Source organism: Mesorhizobium sp., from assembly GCF_004963255.1.
Taxonomy (GTDB): Bacteria; Pseudomonadota; Alphaproteobacteria; order Rhizobiales; family Rhizobiaceae; genus Mesorhizobium.
In genome coordinates, this window is sequence record NZ_SUGA01000028.1 from 38,190 (window position 1) to 58,161 (window position 19,972).

The window sequence follows — 19,972 nt, forward strand, 5'->3', positions numbered from 1 at the left end:
CCAATCTCTTGCGGGGGGAGTGTGGCCGGCTTACGTAATGGCCGAACGTTTTGCAAGATCAGGCCGACTTTCCCTCATGCCCTCTACCCAGCTCAACGACCGCGCGCTCATTTCCGTGTCAGGCCCCGACGCCGAGCATTTCCTGCAGAACATCCTCACCACCGATCTCGACGCGCTGAAGCCTGGCGAGGCGAAAGCCGGCGCGCTGCTTTCGCCGCAGGGCAAGATCCTGTTCGATTTCCTGATCTCGCGCGCCGGCGACAACGGTTTTCGGTTCGACTGCCGGGCCGACATCGCCGACGACTTCGTGCGCCGACTGATGCTTTATCGGCTGAGGGCAAAAGCCGAGATTGCCAAGCAGGATCAGGTGGTTGTCACGGTCGCGTGGGGCGATGATTCAACCGCCTTATCTTCCGATTCAACGGCGCTTGCCGACACGCGTTTTCGCGATGTGGCGGTGAGGCGTATTTATGGCGGCGGGGCAAAGGACGGTGGCGATCCTGATGGCTGGAAAGCCGCCCGCATCGCCAACGGCGTCGCCGAAAGCGGCGTCGACTACCAGCTTGGCGACGCCTTCCCGCATGACGTGCTGCTCGACGAAGCCGGCGGCGTCGGCTTCAGGAAGGGCTGCTATATTGGCCAGGAAGTGGTCTCGCGCATGCAGCATCGCGGCACCGCGCGGCGACGCGTGCTGATCGTGTCGGCCGACGGCCCCCTGCCCGCTTCGGGAACCGAGCTTACCGTCGCCGGCCGGCCGGTGGGCGCGCTCGGCTCGGTTAGCGGCAGGACCGGGCTTGCCATTGCCCGCATCGACCGGGTCAAGGCGGCGCTCGATGCCGGCGAGGCGATCCTGGCGGGCGAGGTTCCAGTGACGCTCGCGATTCCCGCCTGGGCGAAGTTCAGCTTCCCTGAAGGCGCGGCCAGCGCGGAGGAGGCCTGATGGCGGCCGACCGGGCCGGCGCGCCGCCGCGCGCCTGGCAACGCATGCTTTCGGGACGGCGGCTCGACCTGCTCGACCCTTCGCCGCTCGACGTCGAGATCGCCGATATCGCGCATGGGCTCGCCCGCGTCGCCCGCTGGAACGGCCAGACCAGCGGCGATCACGCCTTCTCCGTCGCACAGCACTCGCTGATGGTCGAGGCGCTCTATGGCGAGCTGGCACCGCAGGCCACGGCGGAGGCGCGGCTCGCCGCGCTGCTGCACGACGCGCCGGAATATGTCATCGGCGACATGATCTCGCCGTTCAAATCGGTGATGGGCGGCTCCTACAAGGATTGCGAGCTGCGCCTGCAGCGCGCCATCCATCTGCGTTTCTCGCTGCCGGCGGAGCTCGCCGCCTCCTTGCGCAAGGACATCAAGCGCGCCGACCAGATCGCCGCCTATTTCGAGGCGACGCTGCTGGCCGGCTTCTCGACGGCGGAAGCGACCGAGTATTTCGGCCGCCCGCGCGGCTTCTCCGCCGACCGCTTCGACTTCACGCCCAAATCCGTCACTTGGGCGCAAACGGCTTTCCTCAAGCGTTTCAAGACACTGGATGCCATGCGCCAGTCCTCGTTCGTCGCCAATTCGGCAAGCTAAAGAAGGCAGGCCGGCGACCCTCACTGGACACAACCGCCAATCAGTTTCATGAAAACCTGCGCAGGTTGGCGCAATCTGCCACTGCGATGGCGTGCTTCGTCACTGAATGGGCGAGCGCCTGCCACTATATCCGTGCCGAGCAAGATCAAGAGGCAATCATGTTTGACAGGAAGAGAAAGACAGCCCTTGTGACCGGCGCGTCGTCCGGCATGGGCAAGGAAATCGCCAGGCGCCTGATCCGGGACGGATATCAGGTCTATGTCGCCGCGCGCCAGATCGAGAAGATGGACGACCTCGCTGCATTGGGCGCGCGCGCGTTGCGCATGGACATTTCGAAGGACGCCGATATCGAAGCGGCTGTTGCCAATATCCTTGCCGAAGTGGACGGCGTCGATGTCCTGGTCAACAATGCCGGTTTCGGGCTTTACGGGCCGGTCGAGGAAATCGGAATCGATGAAGCGCGCTATCAGTTCGAGGTGAACGTCTTTGGCCCCGCGCGCCTGACGCAGATTTTGCTGCCGGCAATGCGTAAGAAGAAGGCTGGCACGATCGTCAACATCACCTCGATGGGCGGTAAGATCTATACCTTGCTCGGCGCCTGGTATCACGCGACCAAGCATGCGCTGGAAGGCTGGTCCGACAGTCTGCGGCTCGAGCTCGCGCCCTTCGGCATCAAGGTCGTGGTCATCGAGCCGGGTCTGATCGAGACCGGATTCGGCGATGTCGTCGCGGATGGACTTTTGAAGCGATCCGGAAGCGGCGCCTATGCGAAGGTGACGCAGGCCGTGGCGAAGACGACCCGAGCGAGCTATGGCCACGGCCGCGGCAGCGATCCGAGCGTGATCGCCGATGTGGTGTCGGAGGCTGTGAGCTCGGCCAAGCCGAGAACGCGCTACGCCGCCGGCAAATATGCGAAGATGATGATCGGTGTGAGAAAATGGTTCGGTGACCGCATGTTCGATCGCCTCATCCTCAGCCAGATGCGATGAGCGGCGGAAGCGGCAGCAGGGCGGGAAAACGGGCATGAGCGGAGTTCCAGGCGACAAGTGCAAGGTGCCTCGGGCCTTCTGGCGCGCCGTGGAGCGTCTGGGCCTGCCCGCGTCAGCCCTGTTGCGCCAGGCCCGGCTTCCCGCCACGCTCCACCTCAACGAGCAAGCCTTCATCACGACCGCGCAGTATTTCGCGCTGTGGAGGGCTCTCGAGGAACTCTACGCTAGACCGGCTCTGGGCCTCCGGCTGGTCGAGGTCGCCGACACCGCGATCCACCCGCCCTCCACGCTCGCCGCTTTCCACGCGCGGAACTATCGCGACGGCATCGCCCGGATTGCTCGCTTCAAGCGGCTTTGCTCGCCCGAGCAGTTGCATATCGTCGAGGAGAACGGCGAATGCACGATAAGTTCCGAGTGGCTCTATGCCAACGAGCCGACGCCTGCAGTCGCAACCGATATCGCTTTTGCCTTTCTTGTCGAGCTCGGCCGGCGGGGAACGGGGCAGCATCTCGTCCCCCTTCGTGTCGAGCTCACGCGTCCCGACGACAAGAGCGGCGCGCATCCGGACTATTTCGGATGTCCGGTCCGCTACGGCGCTGCGCGCGACTTGCTGGTCCTGCGTTCTGCCGATCTCGACCGTCCCTTTCCGGGCCACAACCCAGAGCTTCTCGAGATCCTCACGCCCGCGCTGGCCGCCGCGCTCGGCGAGCTTAGCGCGCAAAGCTCGATTGCCGAGCAGGTGAAGGTCGCGTTGAAGCGAGGCCTGGCGAGTGGAAGGCCGGAGCTTTCCGACATCGCGCGCGAGCTTGGGATGAGCGAGCGCACGCTGCAGCGGCGCATCACAGAGGAAGGAACCAGTTTCCGCGAGCTTCTCATCAGCGCACGACAGGAACTCGGCCGGCAGTTGCTGTCTGATCCGACTGCCGATATTGACGAGGTCGCCTGCCTGCTCGGCTACCAGGACGCGAGTTCCTTCTACCGCGCCTTTCGCGAGTGGGAGGGCACGACTCCCAATCGCTGGCGGGAACTCAATTTCGGTAGCGCGAAACCGGCGGTTCCGGGCAGCTTCATACACTAGCGTTTCACCGTTTCACAGCAACGGCGAACCCGCTCTATCTCATTGTTTTAACGAAATTTCCGGGCGGAAGGCTACGGTGAAGGCGCCGAGCCTAACCGCTCACACCTTTTCCTGGAATCTCCAGCTGCAGCCGTGCATTCCGTTCGGCGCAATCTTGGAATGCGCCGCTGGCGCTTTGTGCAAGTGAATTGGCGCCCTCCGTCACTGCGCCACCTGCCCACAAGGGCTATCCAAATCCTCGTCGAGTAACCCTCAGCCTTCGCGAATGACGAGGAAAGATTATGTCCGGCAAAGTTTGGTTCATTACAGGCGCATCGCGCGGCTTCGGCCGCATCTGGGCCGAGGCCGCGTTGAGGCGCGGCGACAGGGTGGCGGCGTCGGCTCGCAACCCTGCAAGCCTCGCCGACCTCAAGAAGAGCTACGGCGACGCCGTGTTGCCGCTGGCCCTGGACGTGACCGACAGCGAGCAGGTCACGGAAGCGGTCGAGCAGGCACATCGCCATTTCGGCCGCCTCGATGTCGTCCTTAACAATGCCGGCTACGCGCTGGTCGGTGCGGTGGAAGAAGCGGCCGAAGTGGCCATTCGCGCCGAGTTCGAAACCAACTTCTTCGGTGCATTACATGTGATCCGGGCCGCCTTGCCGCTGCTGCGTGAGCAAGGCAGCGGCCATATCCTGGCCGTCTCCAGCGTCGCGGGCGTCGTGGCAAGCCCGATCGTAGGCTTCTACAACGCTTCCAAATGGGCGCTCGAGGCCTTGCATGAAAGCCTGGCCCAGGAGGTCGAGGGTTTCGGCATCAAGGTGACGCTGCTGGAGCCCGGCGCCTATGCCACCGACTTCTCCAGCCACTCCTCTCTCAGGATATCGGGCGCAATCGAGGCCTATGCCGAGCTCAAGGCCCAGGTCTTCGAGGCGGGCGCCGCCATGGAGTTCGGCGACCCGCAGGCTACAGCCGATGCGATCCTCCAGATCGTCGACCTTGAGGAGCCGCCGTTGCGCTTCTTCGTGGGCACCGAAGGACTGCCGATCGCGCGTGCAGCCTACGCCAATCGCCTCGCCACCTGGGAGGCGTGGGAGGCCGTGTCGAACGTGGCTCAGGGCACCCCGAAGAAGCACAGGATCGCGTCGCTTTAGTCGACGATGTCCGACGTCTCGAAGCGATTTGCGCGGCCGCCGCCGGTCACCGCCGGTCCGGCTTCGAAATCGATCGATCGAAATCGCGCCAAAAAACTCACAGCTTCTTCAAAGGACGGGCAATGCAGGGCGACTATTGGATGTTTCTCCGGTCCTGGGCGGCCGCACCGCTTCGCGTGGCGGCGATCGCTCCATCCGGCAACGCGCTTGCGAGGATCATCACGCAAGACATTACGCCGGGGATAGGACAAGTGATCGAACTGGGACCGGGCACTGGGGTCTTTACGGCAAAACTGCTTGAGCGCGGCGTTCTGCCAGAAAACCTCACTCTGATCGAATATGGCGCGAACTTCGCTGCTCATTTGAAATCCCGGTTTCCTATGGTGCGTGTGCTTCGAATGGACGCCGCCGACGTGGCGGAGATCAAATTGCCGAACGGCGCACCGGTCGGCGCAGTCATAAGCGGCCTGCCTCTGCTGAGCATGCCTGACCAGAAGGTGATCGCGATCCTGGACGGTGCATTTGCGCACCTGAAACCGGACGGAGCATTCTATCAATTCACCTACGGCCCGCGATGCCCTGTCGCGCGACCGATCCTTGAGGGACTGGGTCTCAAAGCAACACATGTTGGTCGTACGATGCTGAATGTTCCACCGGCCGCGGTCTACCAGATTTCGCGGCGACGAGCCTTGCGCCAACACTGACGACCGTTCCAGCAAGCATTCCAAAACTCGATCATGGGTGTTCATTTTCTGGCGACTGACTGCGCCAGAAGCCAAACGCCGGGTCTTCCTGCTGTTAATTCCGACATGTAAAAGAACGCTAAATTAACCGGCTACCAGGACAGTATAGCGTTCGGTCACGGTCCGAAGGCGTGCTCATGCCCGGCGTTCATGTCAAGACGGCTTCCACCGCCGGCAAGCGAAGAACGGCCGCTTTTGGTCCGGCACGGCGGATTGCGGAAGAATTACGGGCCCAGAACGAGCGTTTCGCGGCGGCGGTCGAGAACATGTCGCATGGGCTGTGCATGTTCGACGCCGACGAGCGGATGATCATCTGCAACCGCAACTATATCGATCTCTTCCGCCTCGACGCCAAGGTGGTGAAGCCTGGCATCCGCTTCTTCGACATTCTGCAGCACAGCGTCGATGTCGGCGTCGCCTCGCAAAGCGCCGAAGAACTTCATGCCATCCGCAAGCCCTATATCGACGGCGCCAGGCCTTCGACCTACGAGGAAGTCCTGTCCGACGGGCGCATCATCGTCATTTCCCATCGGCCCATCGCCGTCGGCGGCTGGGTTTCGATCTATGAGGACGTGACCGAGCGGCGGCGAGCCGAGGCGGAGCTGAAGGAGCAGCACCGACGCTTCGACGCCGCTTTGGCCAACATGTCGCAAGGCCTGTTGATGTACAGCGCCGAGGGCCGCCTGATCGTCCGCAACCAGCGCTTCCTGGACCTTTGCAACGCGAAGGCTGCCGATTTCACGCTCGGCATGACGCACCGTCAGATGCTGGAGAAACTCGTGGCTCTCGGCATCTTCGTGCCTGTTGAAGTCGACATAGAGGTGGAAAAGGCGAAGGCGGCCCTTGACGCGGGCCAGCCGCGCTCGAGCTATCGCGAACTGGTCGACGGCCGAACGCTCTTCGTCCTGCGGCGGCCGCTCGCCGGCGGCGGCTGGGTTGCCACGTTTGAGGACGTGACTGAACGACGCCGTGTCGAGGAGCGCATGACGCATCTTGCGCATCATGACACGCTGACAAACCTGCCCAACCGCTCGATGTTTCGCGAGAAGCTAGACCAGGCGCTTGGCGAGGCCAAGGCCAAGCGCTGGCGATCCTCTCGCTCGACCTCGACCGCTTCAAGGCCGTCAACGACACATTCGGCCACCCGGCCGGGGACTGGCTGCTGAAATGCGTCGCCAGGCGGCTGCAGCATGCCGTGCGCAGCAGCAAGGACATGGTCGCCCGCTTCGGCGGCGACGAGTTCGCCATCATCCAGTCCGGCATCAAGAGCGCCGCCGACGCCGAAAAGCTTGCCAAGCGCATCGTCGAAATCGTCGGCAAGCCCTATCGCGACAAGGGACGCGAAATGCATGTGGGCGTGAGCCTGGGCATCGCGCTCTATCCCGGTGACGGGCGCGATGCAGACACGCTGCTCACCAACGCCGACATGGCGCTCTACCGGGGCAAGAGCGAAGGTCGCAACGTCTATCGCTTCTTCGAGCCGGGCATGGATGCCCTGATGCGGGAGCGCCGCGCGCTTGAAGCGGATCTCGAAGCAGCCCTTCCCAAGCGCGAGTTCGAGCTCGATTTCCAACCGATCCTCAACATCGGCTCCGGCGAAATTGTCGGCGCGGAAGCCCTGATGCGCTGGCGCTCGCCATCGCGCGGCCTGGTGTCGCCGGAAAACTTCATCGCCGCCGCCGAGGAGACCGGACTGATCGTGCAGCTCGGCGACTGGGCGCTTCGCAAGGCTTGCAGCGTGGCCGCCCATTGGCCGCCGGAGATGCGCATGGCCGTCAACGTCTCGGCCGCGCAGATCAAAAGCGGCGGCTTCGCCCGCAGCGTGATCTCGGCGCTCGCCTTTTCGGGCCTGCCGGCCAACCGCCTGGAGCTCGAAATCACCGAAACGGTGATGATGGACGAAAGCGACGCGGTGCTGAGGACGCTCAGCCAGTTGCGCGGTCTCGGCGTGCGCATCGCGCTCGACGATTTTGGCACCGGCTATTCGTCGCTCGGCTACCTCCGGCGCTTCCCCGTCGACAAGATCAAGATCGACCGCTCCTTCATCCGAGACCTCGACAGACGCGACACCGCAGCGATCGTGCGCACCGTGATCGGGCTTGGCGCCGAGCTCGGCATTACTGTCACCGCCGAAGGCGTCGAGACCGAAGCGCAGCTCGACATGCTGCGCAAGGCCGGCTGCGGGCAGGCGCAAGGCTATCTGATCGGCGTGCCGGCCAAAGCGGCCGACATGAGTCGGCTGCTGCGTTCGCAGGCGCTGCTGCGCCAGTCAGGCTGATGCCGTTGCCGTCAGCGCAGCGTCTCGATGTATTTCTCGTGGAAGCTCACATAGCCGGGCTCGACCACTTTGAGATGGCGCTCAATCAGCCGGTGGAATTCCGGCAACTGGTGAAACGGCACGCCGGGATAGGCGTGGTGCTCGGCATGGTAAGGCATGTTCCAGGCGAGCTTGCGCACGAACCAGTTGGTCAGCGTCGTGCGGGTGTTTTCCAGCATGTTGGCGACGAAGGGACAGCGGCCGTGCTCGGCCAGCAGATAGAGCCTCAGGAACGGCTGGCCGAGCAGCGCGGGCACGATCCAGACAGTGAGCAGCACCGACGCCTTGAACCACACCGCGAGCGCCAGCAGAACGAGATAGAAGGCGATCATCGTCCGCGCCTCGGCCTTCACCTTCGGCAGCCCCTTCGGCGGCACGTAGCTGTCCCGGCAGCGCCCCATCGCATTGGTGTAGAGCGTCTTGAAGTGGCCCCACCACACGGGCAGCCCTGAGACGTGGACGATGTATTGCCGCATCGTCTCGGGCTTCGGGAAAGCCAGCTCCGGATCGTTTTCCGGATCCTGAGTAAACCGGTGATGGGCGAAATGGAAGTAGCGGAACCAGTCGGCCGGCAACGCGATCGCCAGGCTGCAGAAGCGCGCGATCGCATCGTTCAACCACTGCGTTTCGAACGCCGTCCGGTGCACGGTTTCATGCAGCAGGGTGAACAGGAAAACGATCAGGATGCCCTGCGGCAGCATCAGGACCGGCCAGAACGGCACCCTGGCCGCGATCAGCGCGCCAAGGACGATGATCGCGCCGAGATGGAGCGCGAACTGGACAAGGCCCGGCCGATTCGATTTGCCAGTCAGCCGGCCGCGCTCCTCATTCGTCAGCGAGGCGATCACCTGGCGATGGTCTACGGTTTCGTGATGGTCGATTGCGTTCATGCGGCCAAGGTACTCAAAAAGAAACCTTTCGAAAACCGAGGATTTCTGCGAAATGGATAAGGTGAACTTATCTTTTGGATTGCCATGGTCGCCCTTCCCTCCTTGCGCGGACTTCAGGCCTTCGAAGCGGCGGCGCGCGCAGGCAGCTTTGCCGCCGCGGCGGAGGAACTGTCGATCTCGGCCGCGGCCGTCAGCCAGCTGATCCGCACCGTCGAGGAGCAGATGGGGCGAAAGCTGTTCCACCGGGTCAACCGGCGGGCCGTGCTGACCGAGGCCGGGGTGGAGATGCTGCCCAGGCTCAGCATGGCCTTCCGGGAGATCGGCAGCGTCGCGCGCGATGTCGGCGGCGGCGCGTTCCGGCCAAGGCTCGTGATCTCGGTGCCGCCTTCCATGGCGATGGGCTGGCTTTCCGAGCGGCTCGCCGGCTTCGTCGCCGACCATGGCGCCGCCGACATATCGCTCAGGGGCGACGACGACCCCGTCCCGTTCGACCATGAGTTAATCGACATCCGCCTCTCCTATGGTCCGCACTACCGCGAGCATCCGACCGAGGAGATCGTCAGGGACGCCGTCTATCCCGTCTGCGCGCCGACGCTGGCCTCAACCAATAGCGAAAACCTTGCTGGCCTGCCGCTGATCCACACCGATTGGGGACCGACCGGCGCGTCCTTTCCATCCTGGCGCAACTGGTTCGAGGCGTCGGGAAGCGAGCCCGGCCGTGCGGCGCAGCGCGGCCTTTCGGCAAACTCCTCGCGTGCAGCACTCGATCTCGCCATTTCAGGGCTGGGCGTGGCGCTGGCGCAAGGCATCTATTGCGCGCAAGCGCTGGAGGATGGCAGGCTGGTGCGGGCCGCCGCGCAGTCCCTGGAACTGCGCCAGCCCTATTGCCTGACGATCCCCGAACGCAGCGCGAGGCGCGATGCCGTTGCGGCGTTCCGGGAATGGCTGGTCGAGGAATGCCGGCGCGCCGTCGGATCGCCGGCGCTGGGCGTTGCTGCTCAGCGTCGTCTTTGACCGAATTGGCCTGCGGCGCGACGCGCCGGCTCGGCTACGGCTGCCTGTCGAACCGGCTGGGCACGCGGTCCGTGGGCAAATCCACCCGGCACGAGCCCAAGCACTATTATGGCGGCGATGAAACCGTATTGCAGAATGTCGAAGGTCAGTTGCGGAAGACTGCCGGGAAGAACCGAGATCGCGAGCTTCGGAGCAAGAATGCCGAACCCCACGGCGGCAGGCCAGCCAATGTCGCGCACGCGAGCAAACACCATCCAAATGATCGCAACGAGGGTGGCAAAGCCCATCGCCGCAAGCATCGAGATGTAAATCGTCCCGATGGCGGAGCTTTTTGCCTCCATGGCGATCGCCTGGGCGACGATGGCGGAGGCATGCTCCTCGGCGGATTTCGGAGCATCGTGCATCCCATAATCCGGGACCCTCAGTTCCTCGACAAAGGACCTCTGAGTACGGGCTATATTGTTGCCGTCAGCCGCATAGATTTGCTTCTGAACACCTTCTTTTGCCCCGACCAGAAAATGCTCGATCGGGTCCTTGGCAAAATCAAATCCGATCAAAAACACAAGAAGGAAAATGTAGAGTATTTGGCCGCAATTACCTGATTGAAACAGCCTGATCATCTTCTGAGAGCCTTGAGGCAATCCACAATACAGGCGGGATAGCAAATCGGGCTTAAGACGCAGTTAGACGGTTCCACGCAAATTGAGCAAACGGCTGCCGGGATCGTTGCTCAGAGATGCCCGGCCAGCGCAACCACCATGTCCTTGCTGGTCGCCACCGGGACGATCTCGAACTCGACCAGATCCGCCCATTCGATGACCCAGCGCTGCAGCACCGTCGCGTCATCGGCTTCGACCAGCATGAAGCAGCGGCTCATGTCACCCGCGATCCAGCTGTGATGCACCACGAGTTCATCCGGCTTCAGCCGGCCCTTGTCGCGGAACCGGCGGTAGATTTCCTTGCGGTCCGAGCCGTGAAAATCCTCGATCACGAAGAACAGCATACTTTTCCCTCGGCTTGAATGATTGGAATTGAAGAACTGCAGAACTGAGAGGGTAGGAAAGGAGGAGCGGATAATGCAAGGACGGATGGTCCGCGAGACACCCCAGTCTTCAGTTCTTCAGTTCTTCAATTCCCCAGTTCCTCTTTCCCGCCCCTACTTCTCCGGCCGCTCCAAGCGTTCCAGGAACCATTGCGTCAGCCGCACCCAGAGCTCGTCCTTCTCGCCGGAATCCTCCCAGCCATGATCGAGATTGGGATTGTCGTTGACCTCGATGACGAAGACCCCGTCCTTCGTCTCCTTGAGGTCGACGCCATAGAGCCCGTCGCCGATGCATTTTGCCGCCCTCACAGCCGTCTCGACGACATGCGGCGGCGTCTGCTTAAGCGTGAACGTCTTGATGCCGCCCTGGTCGGGCTTGCCGCTGGCCTTGTGGTTGACGATCTGCCAGTGCTTCTTTGCCATCAGGTAATGCACGGCAAACAGCGGTTGGCCGCCGAGCACGCCGACGCGCCAGTCATATTCGGTCGGGATGAATTTCTGCGCGATCAGGAGATCGGAATCCTCCAGCCATTCGGTCGCGAGCTTGGTCAGCTCCGCCATGTTCTCGCATTTCTTGACGCCGCGCGAGAAAGACGAATCCGGGATCTTCAGCACCAGCGGAAAGCCAAGCGTCTGCGCCGCCACTTCGAAGTCGGAGGTGCCGGCGATCATCACGGTCGGCGGCACCGGCACCTTGTTGTAGGTCATCAGCTCGTTGAGATAGACCTTGTTGGTGCAGCGGATCATCGACAGCGGGTCGTCGATCACCGGCATGCCTTCCTGCTGGGCGCGGCGCGCGAAGCGGTAGGTGTGGTTGGAGATCGACGTGGTCTCGCGGATGAACAGCGCGTCGTAGTTGGCAAGCTTGGCGAGGTCCTTTTTGGTGATCGGCTCGACCTCGACGCCCATCTTCTCGGCGATCCGCGCCCAATAGCGCAATGAGGAAATCTCCGACGGCGGCAGCTCCTCATGCGGATCGACCAGCGTCGCGAAGGTATAGCGCGCCGGCGTGCGGCCCTTGGTGTCGCGCCATTCGCGGTTGGTGTAGGTCTCCAGGCATTGCAGGAAGAGCTCTTCCTCGTCCTCAGTCATGCGGGCGAGCGGCAGGAAGCCGATCTTGCGGATCGAGGCCCATTCGGCGCTGTCCTTGATGTGCACCTCCAGCGCCGGCGCGCGGAACCAGTCGAACAACAGCTTGGCGAAACGGTCCCACACTTTCGACGGGCCGATGCCGAAGAAGATCGCGACCTTCGCCGGAAAAGTCCCGCCAAGGTCCTTGCGGCATTTGTTCAAGGCAAGCTCGAGCTCCGGCAGCGCGTGCTCGTAAAGCTTGCGCTCGGACAGGTCGATCATGGTCTCGACCGTCGGGATCACCCTATGGCCGCGCGAGCCTGCGAGCAGCGAAGCGTAGTAGCCGCGGCTCTGATAGCCGTAATTGTTCGACAGGTTGATCACCTTCGGCCGCTGGCCGCGAAACAGCGCCGGATGCGCGAGATAGTCGCGGTTGGTGATGATCTTGTGGGGTGTGGCCACCTGATCGAGATCGTTCTGCCTGCCTGTGAGGATTACCCAGGTCATTGTTCAGCGTTTTCCCAGAGTGATGGCGGCGCGCAGACCGTCGCGGCCGAACTGCGCCATGTTCATGAAGATGTCGTAGGGCACTGGAATGTTCGCGGCATCGAGTATGGTTTCCTGCCTTTCATCCTCGACCCAGGGGTCGTGGATCAGGATATGGTCGCCATCGTCGCCGATGGCCAGCACCCAATGCGGCACCTTCTTGCCAAACATAAGGAAGCCGCTGACCAGCACCAGCACCAGCTTGCCCTCGGCGAGGGCTTGGCGGATATCGCCGATGCCGAACGGACGGTAGTTGACCGGTATGCCATAGAGCTCGGCGCGGCGGCGGAAATCGACCTGGGCGAGCTCCATCACGCGGCGCTTGTCCTCGCTCCTCACCGACTGCAGGAACAGCGCGCCATAGAAGGAGACGAATATCTCGGCGGCAAGCCCGCTCTCATAGCCGGCGACCGCCAGGCCGAAAGGCTCGCAGCCGCCCGGACCCGACATCATGAAGACCGTGGTCGCCTCGCGCCACAGGCGGATTTCCATGACCGGATCGGGCACGAAGCCCCGGTCGAAATTCGCCATCGCCATCATCAGGCAGCAAGGGCCGCAGGTGAACTCGCAGGTCTGCTGGTAGAACGGCACTTTGGTTGCCGTGGGCGTGTCGCCGCGCAGCGTCTTTTCATAGCGCAGCGCGGTCGCGCCATCCTCGTAGTAGTCGGGCTCGCGACCCAATTTCCGATAGCCGGCCTGCTCGTAGATGCGGATGGCGCGATCATTGTCCTCGCGCACTTCGAGGCGCAGCAACAGACGGTCGTGCTCGAAGGCCGCCTCTTCGGCGGCCGCGAGCAGGAGCCGGCCGATGCCGAGGCGGCCGAAAAAAGGACCGACAGCGATGGAATAGAGCCGCGCCACGCCGCTGCCCTTGCGAAACAGCACAACGGCATAGCCGGCGACCCGGCCCTCGTTCTCGGCCACCAGCATCTCGGCGGTTTCGCGTTCGATGAACTGGCGGAAGGAGCGGCGCGAGAGCCTGTCGCCCGGAAAAACAGCCTTCTCGATGGCGGCGAGGTCATCGACGTCTGACGCGCGGGCCTTGCGGATCTCGGCAGGCATACGGGCTTGGGAGAACCTCGATTGGGTTTAAGAAACGGCCCCGGTGGATGCGTCGCGAATACTGGCCGAAGCGCCAGTATTCATCAAGCGCTATCGCTCCTTGATTAGGGCCGAATTGTGACAGTTTCCGCGGCGGCAGCAAAGGGTCGATCGTTTGAACAGAATTGCTGTTCAAGCGACTGCCGGCCACCGAAAAACACAGCCGGTTCAGCTCGATATGCCGGCCACGAGCTGGCCATAGGCGCTCTTTGCGACGTCCGACAGGCGCTCCCGCGGCAATGAGCCGACGACCGCGCAGGCGTAGCCCTTGTCGAGCCAGTAGACTGCTTCCGGTCCGCCCGTCTCGGCCGCGTAGGTGCCCTTCGATGTCTCCGACGAGTCGGCAGTGACGTAGAGCGAGATGCGCTCGCCCTTGGCGTCCTCATAAAGCAGCATCGCCGCCTTGCCCTGGCCGCCGGCAGGCAACAACCGGCCGCCGACCAGCTCGAAACCCTCGGCTGCAAGATCGGGCGCGACCAGCTTCAGCCCGACGCGGTTCGACAGCCAGGTCTGGAGATGGTCCTTGTCGCTTGCCGGGACTTCGACGGCGTGGCGATTCTCGGCAGCGTAGGTAACATGGGCGGCGATTGCTTGCTCGGCGAGCTGGTCGTCGCCTTCGCCGCCACGGGCGATGCTGTCGACACCGGCGACATAGCCGCCGAGCCCGCCGACCGCGAGCATCACGGCCGCGGCAGCCGACAGCCACCAGCGCGAGCGCCAGGCCGATGCTTTTGAAGGCGCCTCGCCAAGCACGACCTGCCGCAGCCTCGCAGGCACCGGCTCGTCCATGACGTCCGCGAAGGCGGAGCGCATGGCGGCGCGGTCGGCAATGTAGCGCGCGGACTTCGCCTTCATCTCGGGATTGGCCTCGAGCCATGCATCGTAAGCCATGCGCTCCTCGCCCGGCAGCTCGCCGTCGAGGGCCATATGGATATCGCGTTCGGAAAAATCGCGGCGGGTCATTTCTCGACGATCCTTATCGAGCGGCGGCGCGATGTGTCGTCGAGCAATCCTCGCAATTCCTCGCGGCCGCGCGCGATGCGCGACATCAGCGTGCCGGCCGGCACGCCAAGGATGTTGGCGGCCTCGGCATAGGAAAAGCCCTCGATGGCGACCATCACCAACGCCGCGCGGCGATCGGGGCTGATCGCCTGCAGGGCATCCATGATCTCGCGCGAGGCGATGGTCTCGACCTGATCGGCGGGCGCGGCTTGGGCCTCGCCGGCTTCGAGAGGCAGCATCGCCGCCTCGCCGCGCCGGTTGACCTTGCGCATCTGGTCGATGAACAAGTGATGCATGATCGTAAACAGCCACCTCCGGGGGCTTTCTCCAGTCTGCCAGTTGTCGAGCCGCACAAGCGCCCGCTCCAGGCAGTCCTGGACGAGATCGTCGGCGGAATCGCGGTCGCGTAGCAACGAGCGCGCATAGCGCCGCAACCGCGGTATTTCGCTCAGGATCGCTGCCTTCTTGTCGTCCATGACCGCTTGTTTCGTGGTCGCTTTCCATCCCGATAGAACGCGCCTTCCCGGCGCGGTGCAAGCAGTCAGCGCGAAGCGGCCGAACCGCTGCGATTACCCAAGCAAAGTGGATAACGATGGTGGCTGGGGATTTATTCCCGCGGCACTGTGCTGGTTGTCGAATTACGTAAAATACCTATAGTAGGCGAAATACCTAGGAGGCCCACAATGAAGCAGTTCACGTTTTCGGATATGAACCGGGCGTCCGGCGAAATTCTCGATGCAGCGATGGTCGAGCCTGTCGCGCTGACAAAACGCGGCAAGGAAAAGCTGATTATCCTGTCGGTCAGACACTACCGGCAACTCGTCGGTTCGTCCCATGCCGCCGCTTATACACTGGAGGGCGCACCGGACGAGGTCCACGACGAGCTGATGTCCGGGTTGGACGCAAACGTCCAGAAATAACGGTCCCAGAAGGCCTGGGCCTCACTGCCTCGCCGCCCGCATCAGCAGCCGCTGATAAAAAAGCCCGATGCCGATCAGCACCGCGCCAAGGCCGATGAAGGACAGCGCGCGCAGCACGCCTTCCAGCTCCGACATGTCGAAGAGGAAGACCTTCACCACCGCGACCGCGATCAGCACCGCGGAGGCGATGCGCAGCACCTGCGATTTCAGCCAGACGCCGGCGGTGAGCAGCGCCACGCCGATGACCAGCCACAGCGCGGAATAGGTGTAGGTCTCGAGCTGGCCGAGTCCGCTCCACAGGGCGATGAACTCGCCCTTGAACAGGCGGCGCACCGACAGCGTGGCATAGGCGAAGGCAAGCAGTGCGGCAATCAGCACCAGCATCGCCGCATACCATCGCGGGCGCTTGTCGCGGACATAGAGCGCCAGCGCGCTGGCGGCGACCGCCGGCAGCAGATAAGCGAGGAACAGAAGGTTGAAGACCGGGATCGTGCCGGTCGACTCGTCCGTCAGCAGCGGGTTCAGCACCACGAAATGCTGAATCGCGATGAGGCCCGCCGAGATCACGCCGGCGGCAATCGAGCCATAGCGCAGAACCGCACTCGGCGAGCGCATGTCGATGGCGACCAGTATGGCGCCGGCGCCGAGCGCGATCAGCGTGTAGATCGCCTGTTCGGCAAGCGTCACCGCGCCGGTGTCGATAACGCCGCCATGCATGGCGTGGCGCACCAGCATGGCGATGGTGAGCAGCGCGAACAGTGCCGAGGCCGCCTCCATGGCGAGGCGCGGCCGGCCGTTGGTGGTGCGTGCGAGCTGCCAGGCGGCGAAGCCGAAGGCGAGCGCCGGCACGCCATAGCCCGGCAGCAGCCAGTTGAAGACCGGTGTCCTCGACAGAAACGCCGCGCCGACGATGGTCGGGTCGAAGGCGACGCGGCCAAGCACCGCGACCGCCGCGCCCACCGCGATCCAGCCCAGCACGGGGTAAGAGCGCCAGCGCGTCGCCAGCGCCGGCAGAATGGCGCCGGCGCCGAGCAGCTCGGTCGTCCAGCCCGAGCCGAAGGCCATGTGCAGCATCAGCAGGCCGGTAACGCCGGCGCCGCCGAGCGCGAAGGACACGGCCGGGCCGCCCGCCAGCGGCGGCTCCTCGGCGCCTGCGATCCATTCGCCGCCAGCCGCAAAGACGAGCAGCAGCAGCAGCGCCGGCAGCGCATAGCCAAGGTCGCGGTCGATATCGCCGAAAGTCAGCCACAGCGCGGTCAGCACCACCAGCGGGGCAATGACGCCCCAGGCAGCCCAGCAAGCCGCGCGTGTCGGAACGGTGGCGGCGAAGCGGCGCGCCGCCCAGAAGCCAGCGGCGATGAAGATCAGGCCAAGCGCGATGCCGATGCGGAACGTCAGCGTGTCGGACGACGCCAAAGGCTGGGCGTCCAGCCCGACATCGAGCGCATCGGCGCCGATCGCGGCGGGCGGGATGATGCCGAGATAGATCAGCACAGTGGCGATGCCGGCGGCGAAGACCAGCGGAAGCGCGCGCGGCCGGTAGAGCGCCACCGCGACCAGCGCGGCCAGCAGGACGGCGCCGTGCAATGCATCGCCGGCGCTGGCAAAAGCCGGATCGACGGACAGGCCCACCGCGCTCAGGGCGATGAAGAAGCCGGGCACGATCGATGGCCAATCGAAACCTTGCGCCGCTTCGTCGCGGCCAGCCGTCAGGAACGGGGCGAGCCAGACCCAGGCAAGCACCGCCAGCGTGGCGAGGCTGATGAAGAGGACGGCGGCAAGGTTCACGTCCGGCGCGTCGACCATATAGAGAATGGTCCAGATGCCGGTGCCGGCGAAAGCGGCGGCCATGAGCGCCTTCCAGTCGCGGATGCGGGCAGTTGCAGCGCTCGCCGCAAGCACGATCGCCAGATAGACGAACAGGGCCCAGGGATTGGGCGCCTGCGATGCCACCAGCGCCGGCGTGACCATGGCGCCGACAAGGCCGATGCCGGCCAGCGCCAGGCCATGCACCAGCGAGGCGCCAATGGTCGCGACGCCGATAACGCCAAGCAGCGCGAAGGCGGTCGCCGGACCGATGAAGCCATAGATGCCATGCGCCGCGTAGACCGTGCCGAACAGGATGAAGGCGCCGGCAGCCGTGAGGATGGAGGGGATATAGGCGCCGGCGGCGCCCTGCACCGGCACCCTGAAGCCGGTGCGGCGGATGAATTCGGCGCCGGCAATCAGCGCCAGGCCAAGGATGCCCGCCATGGTCAGGCGCACGCCGGGACCGAAGATGCCGGCCTCGATCGTGTAGCGGATCAGGAACAGGCCGCCCAGCGCCAACGCGATGCCGCCGACCCAGACCGCCCAGCGCGTGCCCAGCGCCGTCTCGACATCGGTCTGGCGCGCCGCCTTGGCGGGCGCGGCCGACCCGGCGGCTGGCGCTTCGGCCATGGGTTGAGGTTGCTCCGGTTCGGATGGCTCGGGGGATTGCGCCGCGGCCGACTGGGTCTTCGCCCAGGGTCCGGCCACGGCTTCGCCTTCGACGGCCTGGGGCTTTGCGACGATCTCTTCGGCCACAGTCGTGCCGTCGGCCAGCGGCGTGACAGGCGCCGCGGTTGCCTTGATTTCCTCGGGAAGACCTTCCTGCGCGGCATCCGCTTTGGGCGCGGATAGTGAAGCGCCCGACTTCACCAGGCCGCGCAGGACGCCGAGCTCGCGCTCGACCAACGCGATGCGGTTCTGCTGTCGGGAAACGATGACGAAAAGAGCTATGACGGCGGCAATGGCGATCAGGCTGAAAAACATGGCGGTTTCCCTCAAAACCAGACCAATCGTGGCCAACAAATGCGGCAACGAGACGACTGGCTCAAATCAGCGTCTTGCCAATTAACAAGATCGAGCATGTTTCGCGGCCGATTGCCAGCAACTTGCCTGGTTATCCAATGGCGGGCCGCCGAGGCTACCGTCATTGCAGGCGAGACTGCGTGACCTCTGCCGTGAAATACTCGTGCTAGTCTCGCGCGATCAGAAGAAATGCCGTGAGGTAACCGATGCCACAGCGAAGTGCCGGGCTGCTGATCCACAGGCGCATTGCCGGCGTGTTCGAATTCCTGCTCGTCCACCCGGGCGGTCCGTTCTGGGCGCGCAAGGATGAAGGCGCGTGGTCGATCCCGAAGGGATTGATCGGCGACAACGAGGATGAGCTCGAGGCCGCCAAACGGGAAGCCGAGGAGGAGCTCGGCGTCGCCATCGACGGCGACTTCCGGCCACTCGGCAGCTACAGGCAGCCGGGCGGCAAGATCGTGGTGGCATGGAGCGTCGAGGCAGATGTCGACACAAACGCCATCAGGAGCAACATGTTCACCATGGAGTGGCCGCCGAAATCGGGACGCATGAAGGACTTTCCCGAAGTCGACAGGGTCGGGTGGTTTTCGCTGCCAGAAGCCGGCGTCAAGATCCTGAAAGGCCAGCGCGCCATGCTCGACGATTTCCTGGAACGGCGCGGCGCCGACTAGGCGTCTGCCCGCTATCCTGCCTCGCCCGCAATCGCCTTCACCGCCGCATGGTGCCGGCGCAGCGCGGCCAGGAAGCCGGCGCGGGCGTCGGGCGGCTCGAGGCCGCGCGGCTCGTAAACATGGCGAGTGAAGAAGAAGCCGCTCAGCCGGAAGGCGTCTTCCAGTGCTGCCGCGTCGGCGCGCAGGCCGGAGCCGCGCTGCAGAAAGGCTGGCAGTGCCAGCATCTTGTCGTGCCAGGCCGCACCGGCCTCGCGCGACACGGCGCGTCCGGATTTCGGCGAGACATAAGCGAGATCCTGTCTTGTGCCGGTCGCCGCACATTGGCTGAGATCGAGGCCGAAGCCCAGTTCATCGAGGATGAGCAGCTCGAAGCGCGCCACCAGCTCGCCCGCCGCGTCGGCGTCGTCCAGATGCGAGATCATCACAGCCAGCGCTTTGTAAAGGCCGCCATGGGCATCGCGCTCGGGCAGGAGCCTCAGATGCGCGGCCATGGTCTGCAGGCCGTAGACGGCGACCGCGCTGTCCATGAGCCGCGCCGCGTTCATCTCGATCGCCTCGGCCTGGAAGACGCCGAGATGCTCGTCGAGCCGCGCCCGCCACAGAAGGTCGACGCGGTTGCCGGGCTGCAGCACCGGCTGCTGCTTGCGCGAGCGCCCTCCCCGCACAAGGCCGAGATGGCGGCCATGGGTGCGCGTCATCACCTCGAGGATGGCGCTCGTTTCGCCATGCCTGCGGGTGCCGAGAACGATTCCCTCGTCGCGCCATTCCATGGGGGGAGCTTTTCACCGATCGGGAGGCGAAATCAAGGACACGAGCGGCCCCCAGGCAATCGTCGGCTTCCTGGCTCGTTGGAGACCTTCATTGGCTCGGCGCGAATGGCAGCAATGCGCCTCATGTCGATCATTCAAGTCGGCCTCGCCGCGGCCTGGAAGCAGACATCCGGATACCAGGCTTGTTGATCGCCGCTGTGTTATAAACTAGCCGCCACGGCTTTCAGCCACTTAGTCCGCCTGCTCTTCGATCAATTCAGATGCTGCTGCATTAT

General features: G+C 64.1%; 20 protein-coding genes. 11 read left to right on the forward strand and 9 right to left on the reverse strand.

Annotated elements, in window-relative coordinates:
• Positions 1-76 precede the first annotated feature (76 nt).
• The 8 genes from E5X34_RS23950 (at position 77) to E5X34_RS23985 (ending at position 7,799) form a co-directional block, all read left to right on the forward strand.
• Positions 77-940 (forward strand): folate-binding protein YgfZ, encoded by an 864-nt coding sequence (locus tag E5X34_RS23950; protein ID WP_292569791.1) that lies wholly within the window; start codon positions 77-79, stop codon positions 938-940.
• Positions 940-1,578 (forward strand): HD family hydrolase, encoded by a 639-nt coding sequence (locus E5X34_RS23955; protein ID WP_292569794.1) that lies wholly within the window; start codon positions 940-942, stop codon positions 1,576-1,578. The genes E5X34_RS23950 and E5X34_RS23955 overlap by 1 nt, the downstream gene beginning before the upstream one ends.
• Before the next feature lie 158 nt (positions 1,579-1,736).
• On the forward strand, positions 1,737-2,567 hold the full coding sequence (locus tag E5X34_RS23960) for an oxidoreductase (RefSeq protein WP_292569900.1): 831 nt from the start codon (positions 1,737-1,739) through the stop codon (positions 2,565-2,567).
• 34 nt (positions 2,568-2,601) lie between these two features.
• The gene (locus tag E5X34_RS23965; RefSeq protein ID WP_292569797.1) at positions 2,602-3,645 is read left to right on the forward strand and encodes an AraC family transcriptional regulator; all 1,044 of its coding nucleotides are present in this window, start codon (positions 2,602-2,604) and stop codon (positions 3,643-3,645) included.
• 281 nt (positions 3,646-3,926) lie between these two features.
• Positions 3,927-4,778, forward strand: a complete 852-nt coding sequence (locus E5X34_RS23970) for an SDR family oxidoreductase (RefSeq protein ID WP_292569800.1) — start codon at positions 3,927-3,929, stop codon at positions 4,776-4,778.
• Positions 4,779-4,900: 122 nt separating this feature from the next.
• Complete coding sequence (locus E5X34_RS23975; protein WP_292569803.1) at positions 4,901-5,482, forward strand: methyltransferase domain-containing protein; 582 nt, start codon at positions 4,901-4,903, stop codon at positions 5,480-5,482.
• A gap of 176 nt (positions 5,483-5,658) precedes the next feature.
• Positions 5,659-6,687, forward strand: coding sequence for a PAS-domain containing protein (locus E5X34_RS23980; RefSeq protein WP_292569805.1), 1,029 nt, complete (start codon positions 5,659-5,661; stop codon positions 6,685-6,687).
• On the forward strand, positions 6,612-7,799 hold the full coding sequence (locus tag E5X34_RS23985) for a bifunctional diguanylate cyclase/phosphodiesterase (protein WP_292569903.1): 1,188 nt from the start codon (positions 6,612-6,614) through the stop codon (positions 7,797-7,799). The genes E5X34_RS23980 and E5X34_RS23985 overlap by 76 nt, the downstream gene beginning before the upstream one ends.
• Positions 7,800-7,810: 11 nt before the next feature.
• Here E5X34_RS23985 and E5X34_RS23990 read toward each other — a convergent pair whose 3' ends face one another.
• The gene (locus E5X34_RS23990; protein ID WP_292569806.1) at positions 7,811-8,728 is read right to left on the reverse strand and encodes a fatty acid desaturase family protein; all 918 of its coding nucleotides are present in this window, start codon (positions 8,726-8,728) and stop codon (positions 7,811-7,813) included.
• An 84-nt stretch (positions 8,729-8,812) separates the two neighbouring features.
• Here E5X34_RS23990 and E5X34_RS23995 point away from each other — a divergent pair, with 84 nt between their 5' ends.
• A complete protein-coding gene (locus E5X34_RS23995) occupies positions 8,813-9,742 on the forward strand; it encodes a LysR substrate-binding domain-containing protein (RefSeq protein ID WP_292569807.1) in 930 nt (309 codons plus the stop codon).
• On the opposite strand, the gene E5X34_RS24000 is transcribed toward E5X34_RS23995, so the two are convergent.
• The 6 genes from E5X34_RS24000 to E5X34_RS24025 form a co-directional block, all read right to left on the reverse strand.
• Positions 9,727-10,362: a hypothetical protein gene (locus E5X34_RS24000; RefSeq protein WP_292569809.1), complete on the reverse strand. Its 636-nt coding sequence runs from the start codon at positions 10,360-10,362 to the stop codon at positions 9,727-9,729. The two genes, E5X34_RS23995 and E5X34_RS24000, sit on opposite strands and share 16 nt — an antisense overlap.
• A gap of 110 nt (positions 10,363-10,472) precedes the next feature.
• Positions 10,473-10,745 (reverse strand): DUF3303 family protein, encoded by a 273-nt coding sequence (locus E5X34_RS24005; protein WP_292569811.1) that lies wholly within the window; start codon positions 10,743-10,745, stop codon positions 10,473-10,475.
• A 153-nt stretch (positions 10,746-10,898) separates the two neighbouring features.
• Positions 10,899-12,362, reverse strand: coding sequence for a RimK family protein (locus E5X34_RS24010; RefSeq protein WP_292569814.1), 1,464 nt, complete (start codon positions 12,360-12,362; stop codon positions 10,899-10,901).
• Positions 12,363-12,365: 3 nt separating this feature from the next.
• Positions 12,366-13,463 carry a GNAT family N-acetyltransferase/peptidase C39 family protein gene (locus E5X34_RS24015; protein ID WP_292569817.1) on the reverse strand — a complete coding sequence of 366 codons (1,098 nt, stop codon included), beginning with the start codon at positions 13,461-13,463 and terminating at the stop codon, positions 12,366-12,368.
• 207 nt (positions 13,464-13,670) lie between these two features.
• Positions 13,671-14,465, reverse strand: a complete 795-nt coding sequence (locus E5X34_RS24020) for an anti-sigma factor (RefSeq protein ID WP_292569820.1) — start codon at positions 14,463-14,465, stop codon at positions 13,671-13,673.
• Positions 14,462-14,980 carry an RNA polymerase sigma factor gene (locus E5X34_RS24025; protein ID WP_042637861.1) on the reverse strand — a complete coding sequence of 173 codons (519 nt, stop codon included), beginning with the start codon at positions 14,978-14,980 and terminating at the stop codon, positions 14,462-14,464. Before E5X34_RS24025 ends, E5X34_RS24020 begins: the two co-directional genes overlap by 4 nt.
• Before the next feature lie 207 nt (positions 14,981-15,187).
• On the opposite strand from E5X34_RS24025, the gene E5X34_RS24030 reads away from it, so the two are divergent.
• Positions 15,188-15,424: a type II toxin-antitoxin system prevent-host-death family antitoxin gene (locus tag E5X34_RS24030; protein WP_292569824.1), complete on the forward strand. Its 237-nt coding sequence runs from the start codon at positions 15,188-15,190 to the stop codon at positions 15,422-15,424.
• 21 nt (positions 15,425-15,445) lie between these two features.
• On the opposite strand, the gene E5X34_RS24035 is transcribed toward E5X34_RS24030, so the two are convergent.
• Complete coding sequence (locus E5X34_RS24035; RefSeq protein WP_292569826.1) at positions 15,446-18,217, reverse strand: DUF2339 domain-containing protein; 2,772 nt, start codon at positions 18,215-18,217, stop codon at positions 15,446-15,448.
• A 245-nt stretch (positions 18,218-18,462) separates the two neighbouring features.
• Between E5X34_RS24035 and E5X34_RS24040 the strand changes: the two genes are divergently transcribed.
• Positions 18,463-18,927, forward strand: coding sequence for an NUDIX domain-containing protein (locus E5X34_RS24040; RefSeq protein ID WP_292569828.1), 465 nt, complete (start codon positions 18,463-18,465; stop codon positions 18,925-18,927).
• An 11-nt stretch (positions 18,928-18,938) separates the two neighbouring features.
• Here the strand turns inward: E5X34_RS24040 and recO are convergent, their stop codons facing one another.
• Positions 18,939-19,697, reverse strand: coding sequence for a DNA repair protein RecO (gene recO, locus E5X34_RS24045; protein ID WP_292569831.1), 759 nt, complete (start codon positions 19,695-19,697; stop codon positions 18,939-18,941).
• Positions 19,698-19,972 lie beyond the last annotated feature (275 nt).

Bases quoted from the DNA above. Each gene is read 5' to 3' on its own strand.
- E5X34_RS23950 (WP_292569791.1), top strand. From the start codon at position 77: ATGCCCTCTACCCAGCTCAACGACCGCGCGCTCATTTCCGTGTCAGGC.
- E5X34_RS23955 (WP_292569794.1), top strand. From the start codon at position 940: ATGGCGGCCGACCGGGCCGGCGCGCCGCCGCGCGCCTGGCAACGCATG.
- E5X34_RS23960 (WP_292569900.1), top strand. From the start codon at position 1,737: ATGTTTGACAGGAAGAGAAAGACAGCCCTTGTGACCGGCGCGTCGTCC.
- E5X34_RS23965 (WP_292569797.1), top strand. From the start codon at position 2,602: ATGAGCGGAGTTCCAGGCGACAAGTGCAAGGTGCCTCGGGCCTTCTGG.
- E5X34_RS23970 (WP_292569800.1), top strand. From the start codon at position 3,927: ATGTCCGGCAAAGTTTGGTTCATTACAGGCGCATCGCGCGGCTTCGGC.
- E5X34_RS23975 (WP_292569803.1), top strand. From the start codon at position 4,901: ATGCAGGGCGACTATTGGATGTTTCTCCGGTCCTGGGCGGCCGCACCG.
- E5X34_RS23980 (WP_292569805.1), top strand. From the start codon at position 5,659: ATGCCCGGCGTTCATGTCAAGACGGCTTCCACCGCCGGCAAGCGAAGA.
- E5X34_RS23990 (WP_292569806.1), bottom strand. From the start codon at position 8,728: ATGAACGCAATCGACCATCACGAAACCGTAGACCATCGCCAGGTGATC.
- E5X34_RS23995 (WP_292569807.1), top strand. From the start codon at position 8,813: ATGGTCGCCCTTCCCTCCTTGCGCGGACTTCAGGCCTTCGAAGCGGCG.
- E5X34_RS24000 (WP_292569809.1), bottom strand. From the start codon at position 10,362: ATGATCAGGCTGTTTCAATCAGGTAATTGCGGCCAAATACTCTACATT.
- E5X34_RS24005 (WP_292569811.1), bottom strand. From the start codon at position 10,745: ATGCTGTTCTTCGTGATCGAGGATTTTCACGGCTCGGACCGCAAGGAA.
- E5X34_RS24010 (WP_292569814.1), bottom strand. From the start codon at position 12,362: ATGACCTGGGTAATCCTCACAGGCAGGCAGAACGATCTCGATCAGGTG.
- E5X34_RS24015 (WP_292569817.1), bottom strand. From the start codon at position 13,463: ATGCCTGCCGAGATCCGCAAGGCCCGCGCGTCAGACGTCGATGACCTC.
- E5X34_RS24020 (WP_292569820.1), bottom strand. From the start codon at position 14,465: ATGACCCGCCGCGATTTTTCCGAACGCGATATCCATATGGCCCTCGAC.
- E5X34_RS24025 (WP_042637861.1), bottom strand. From the start codon at position 14,980: ATGGACGACAAGAAGGCAGCGATCCTGAGCGAAATACCGCGGTTGCGG.
- E5X34_RS24030 (WP_292569824.1), top strand. From the start codon at position 15,188: ATGAAGCAGTTCACGTTTTCGGATATGAACCGGGCGTCCGGCGAAATT.
- E5X34_RS24035 (WP_292569826.1), bottom strand. From the start codon at position 18,217: ATGTTTTTCAGCCTGATCGCCATTGCCGCCGTCATAGCTCTTTTCGTC.
- E5X34_RS24040 (WP_292569828.1), top strand. From the start codon at position 18,463: ATGCCACAGCGAAGTGCCGGGCTGCTGATCCACAGGCGCATTGCCGGC.
- recO (WP_292569831.1), bottom strand. From the start codon at position 19,697: ATGGAATGGCGCGACGAGGGAATCGTTCTCGGCACCCGCAGGCATGGC.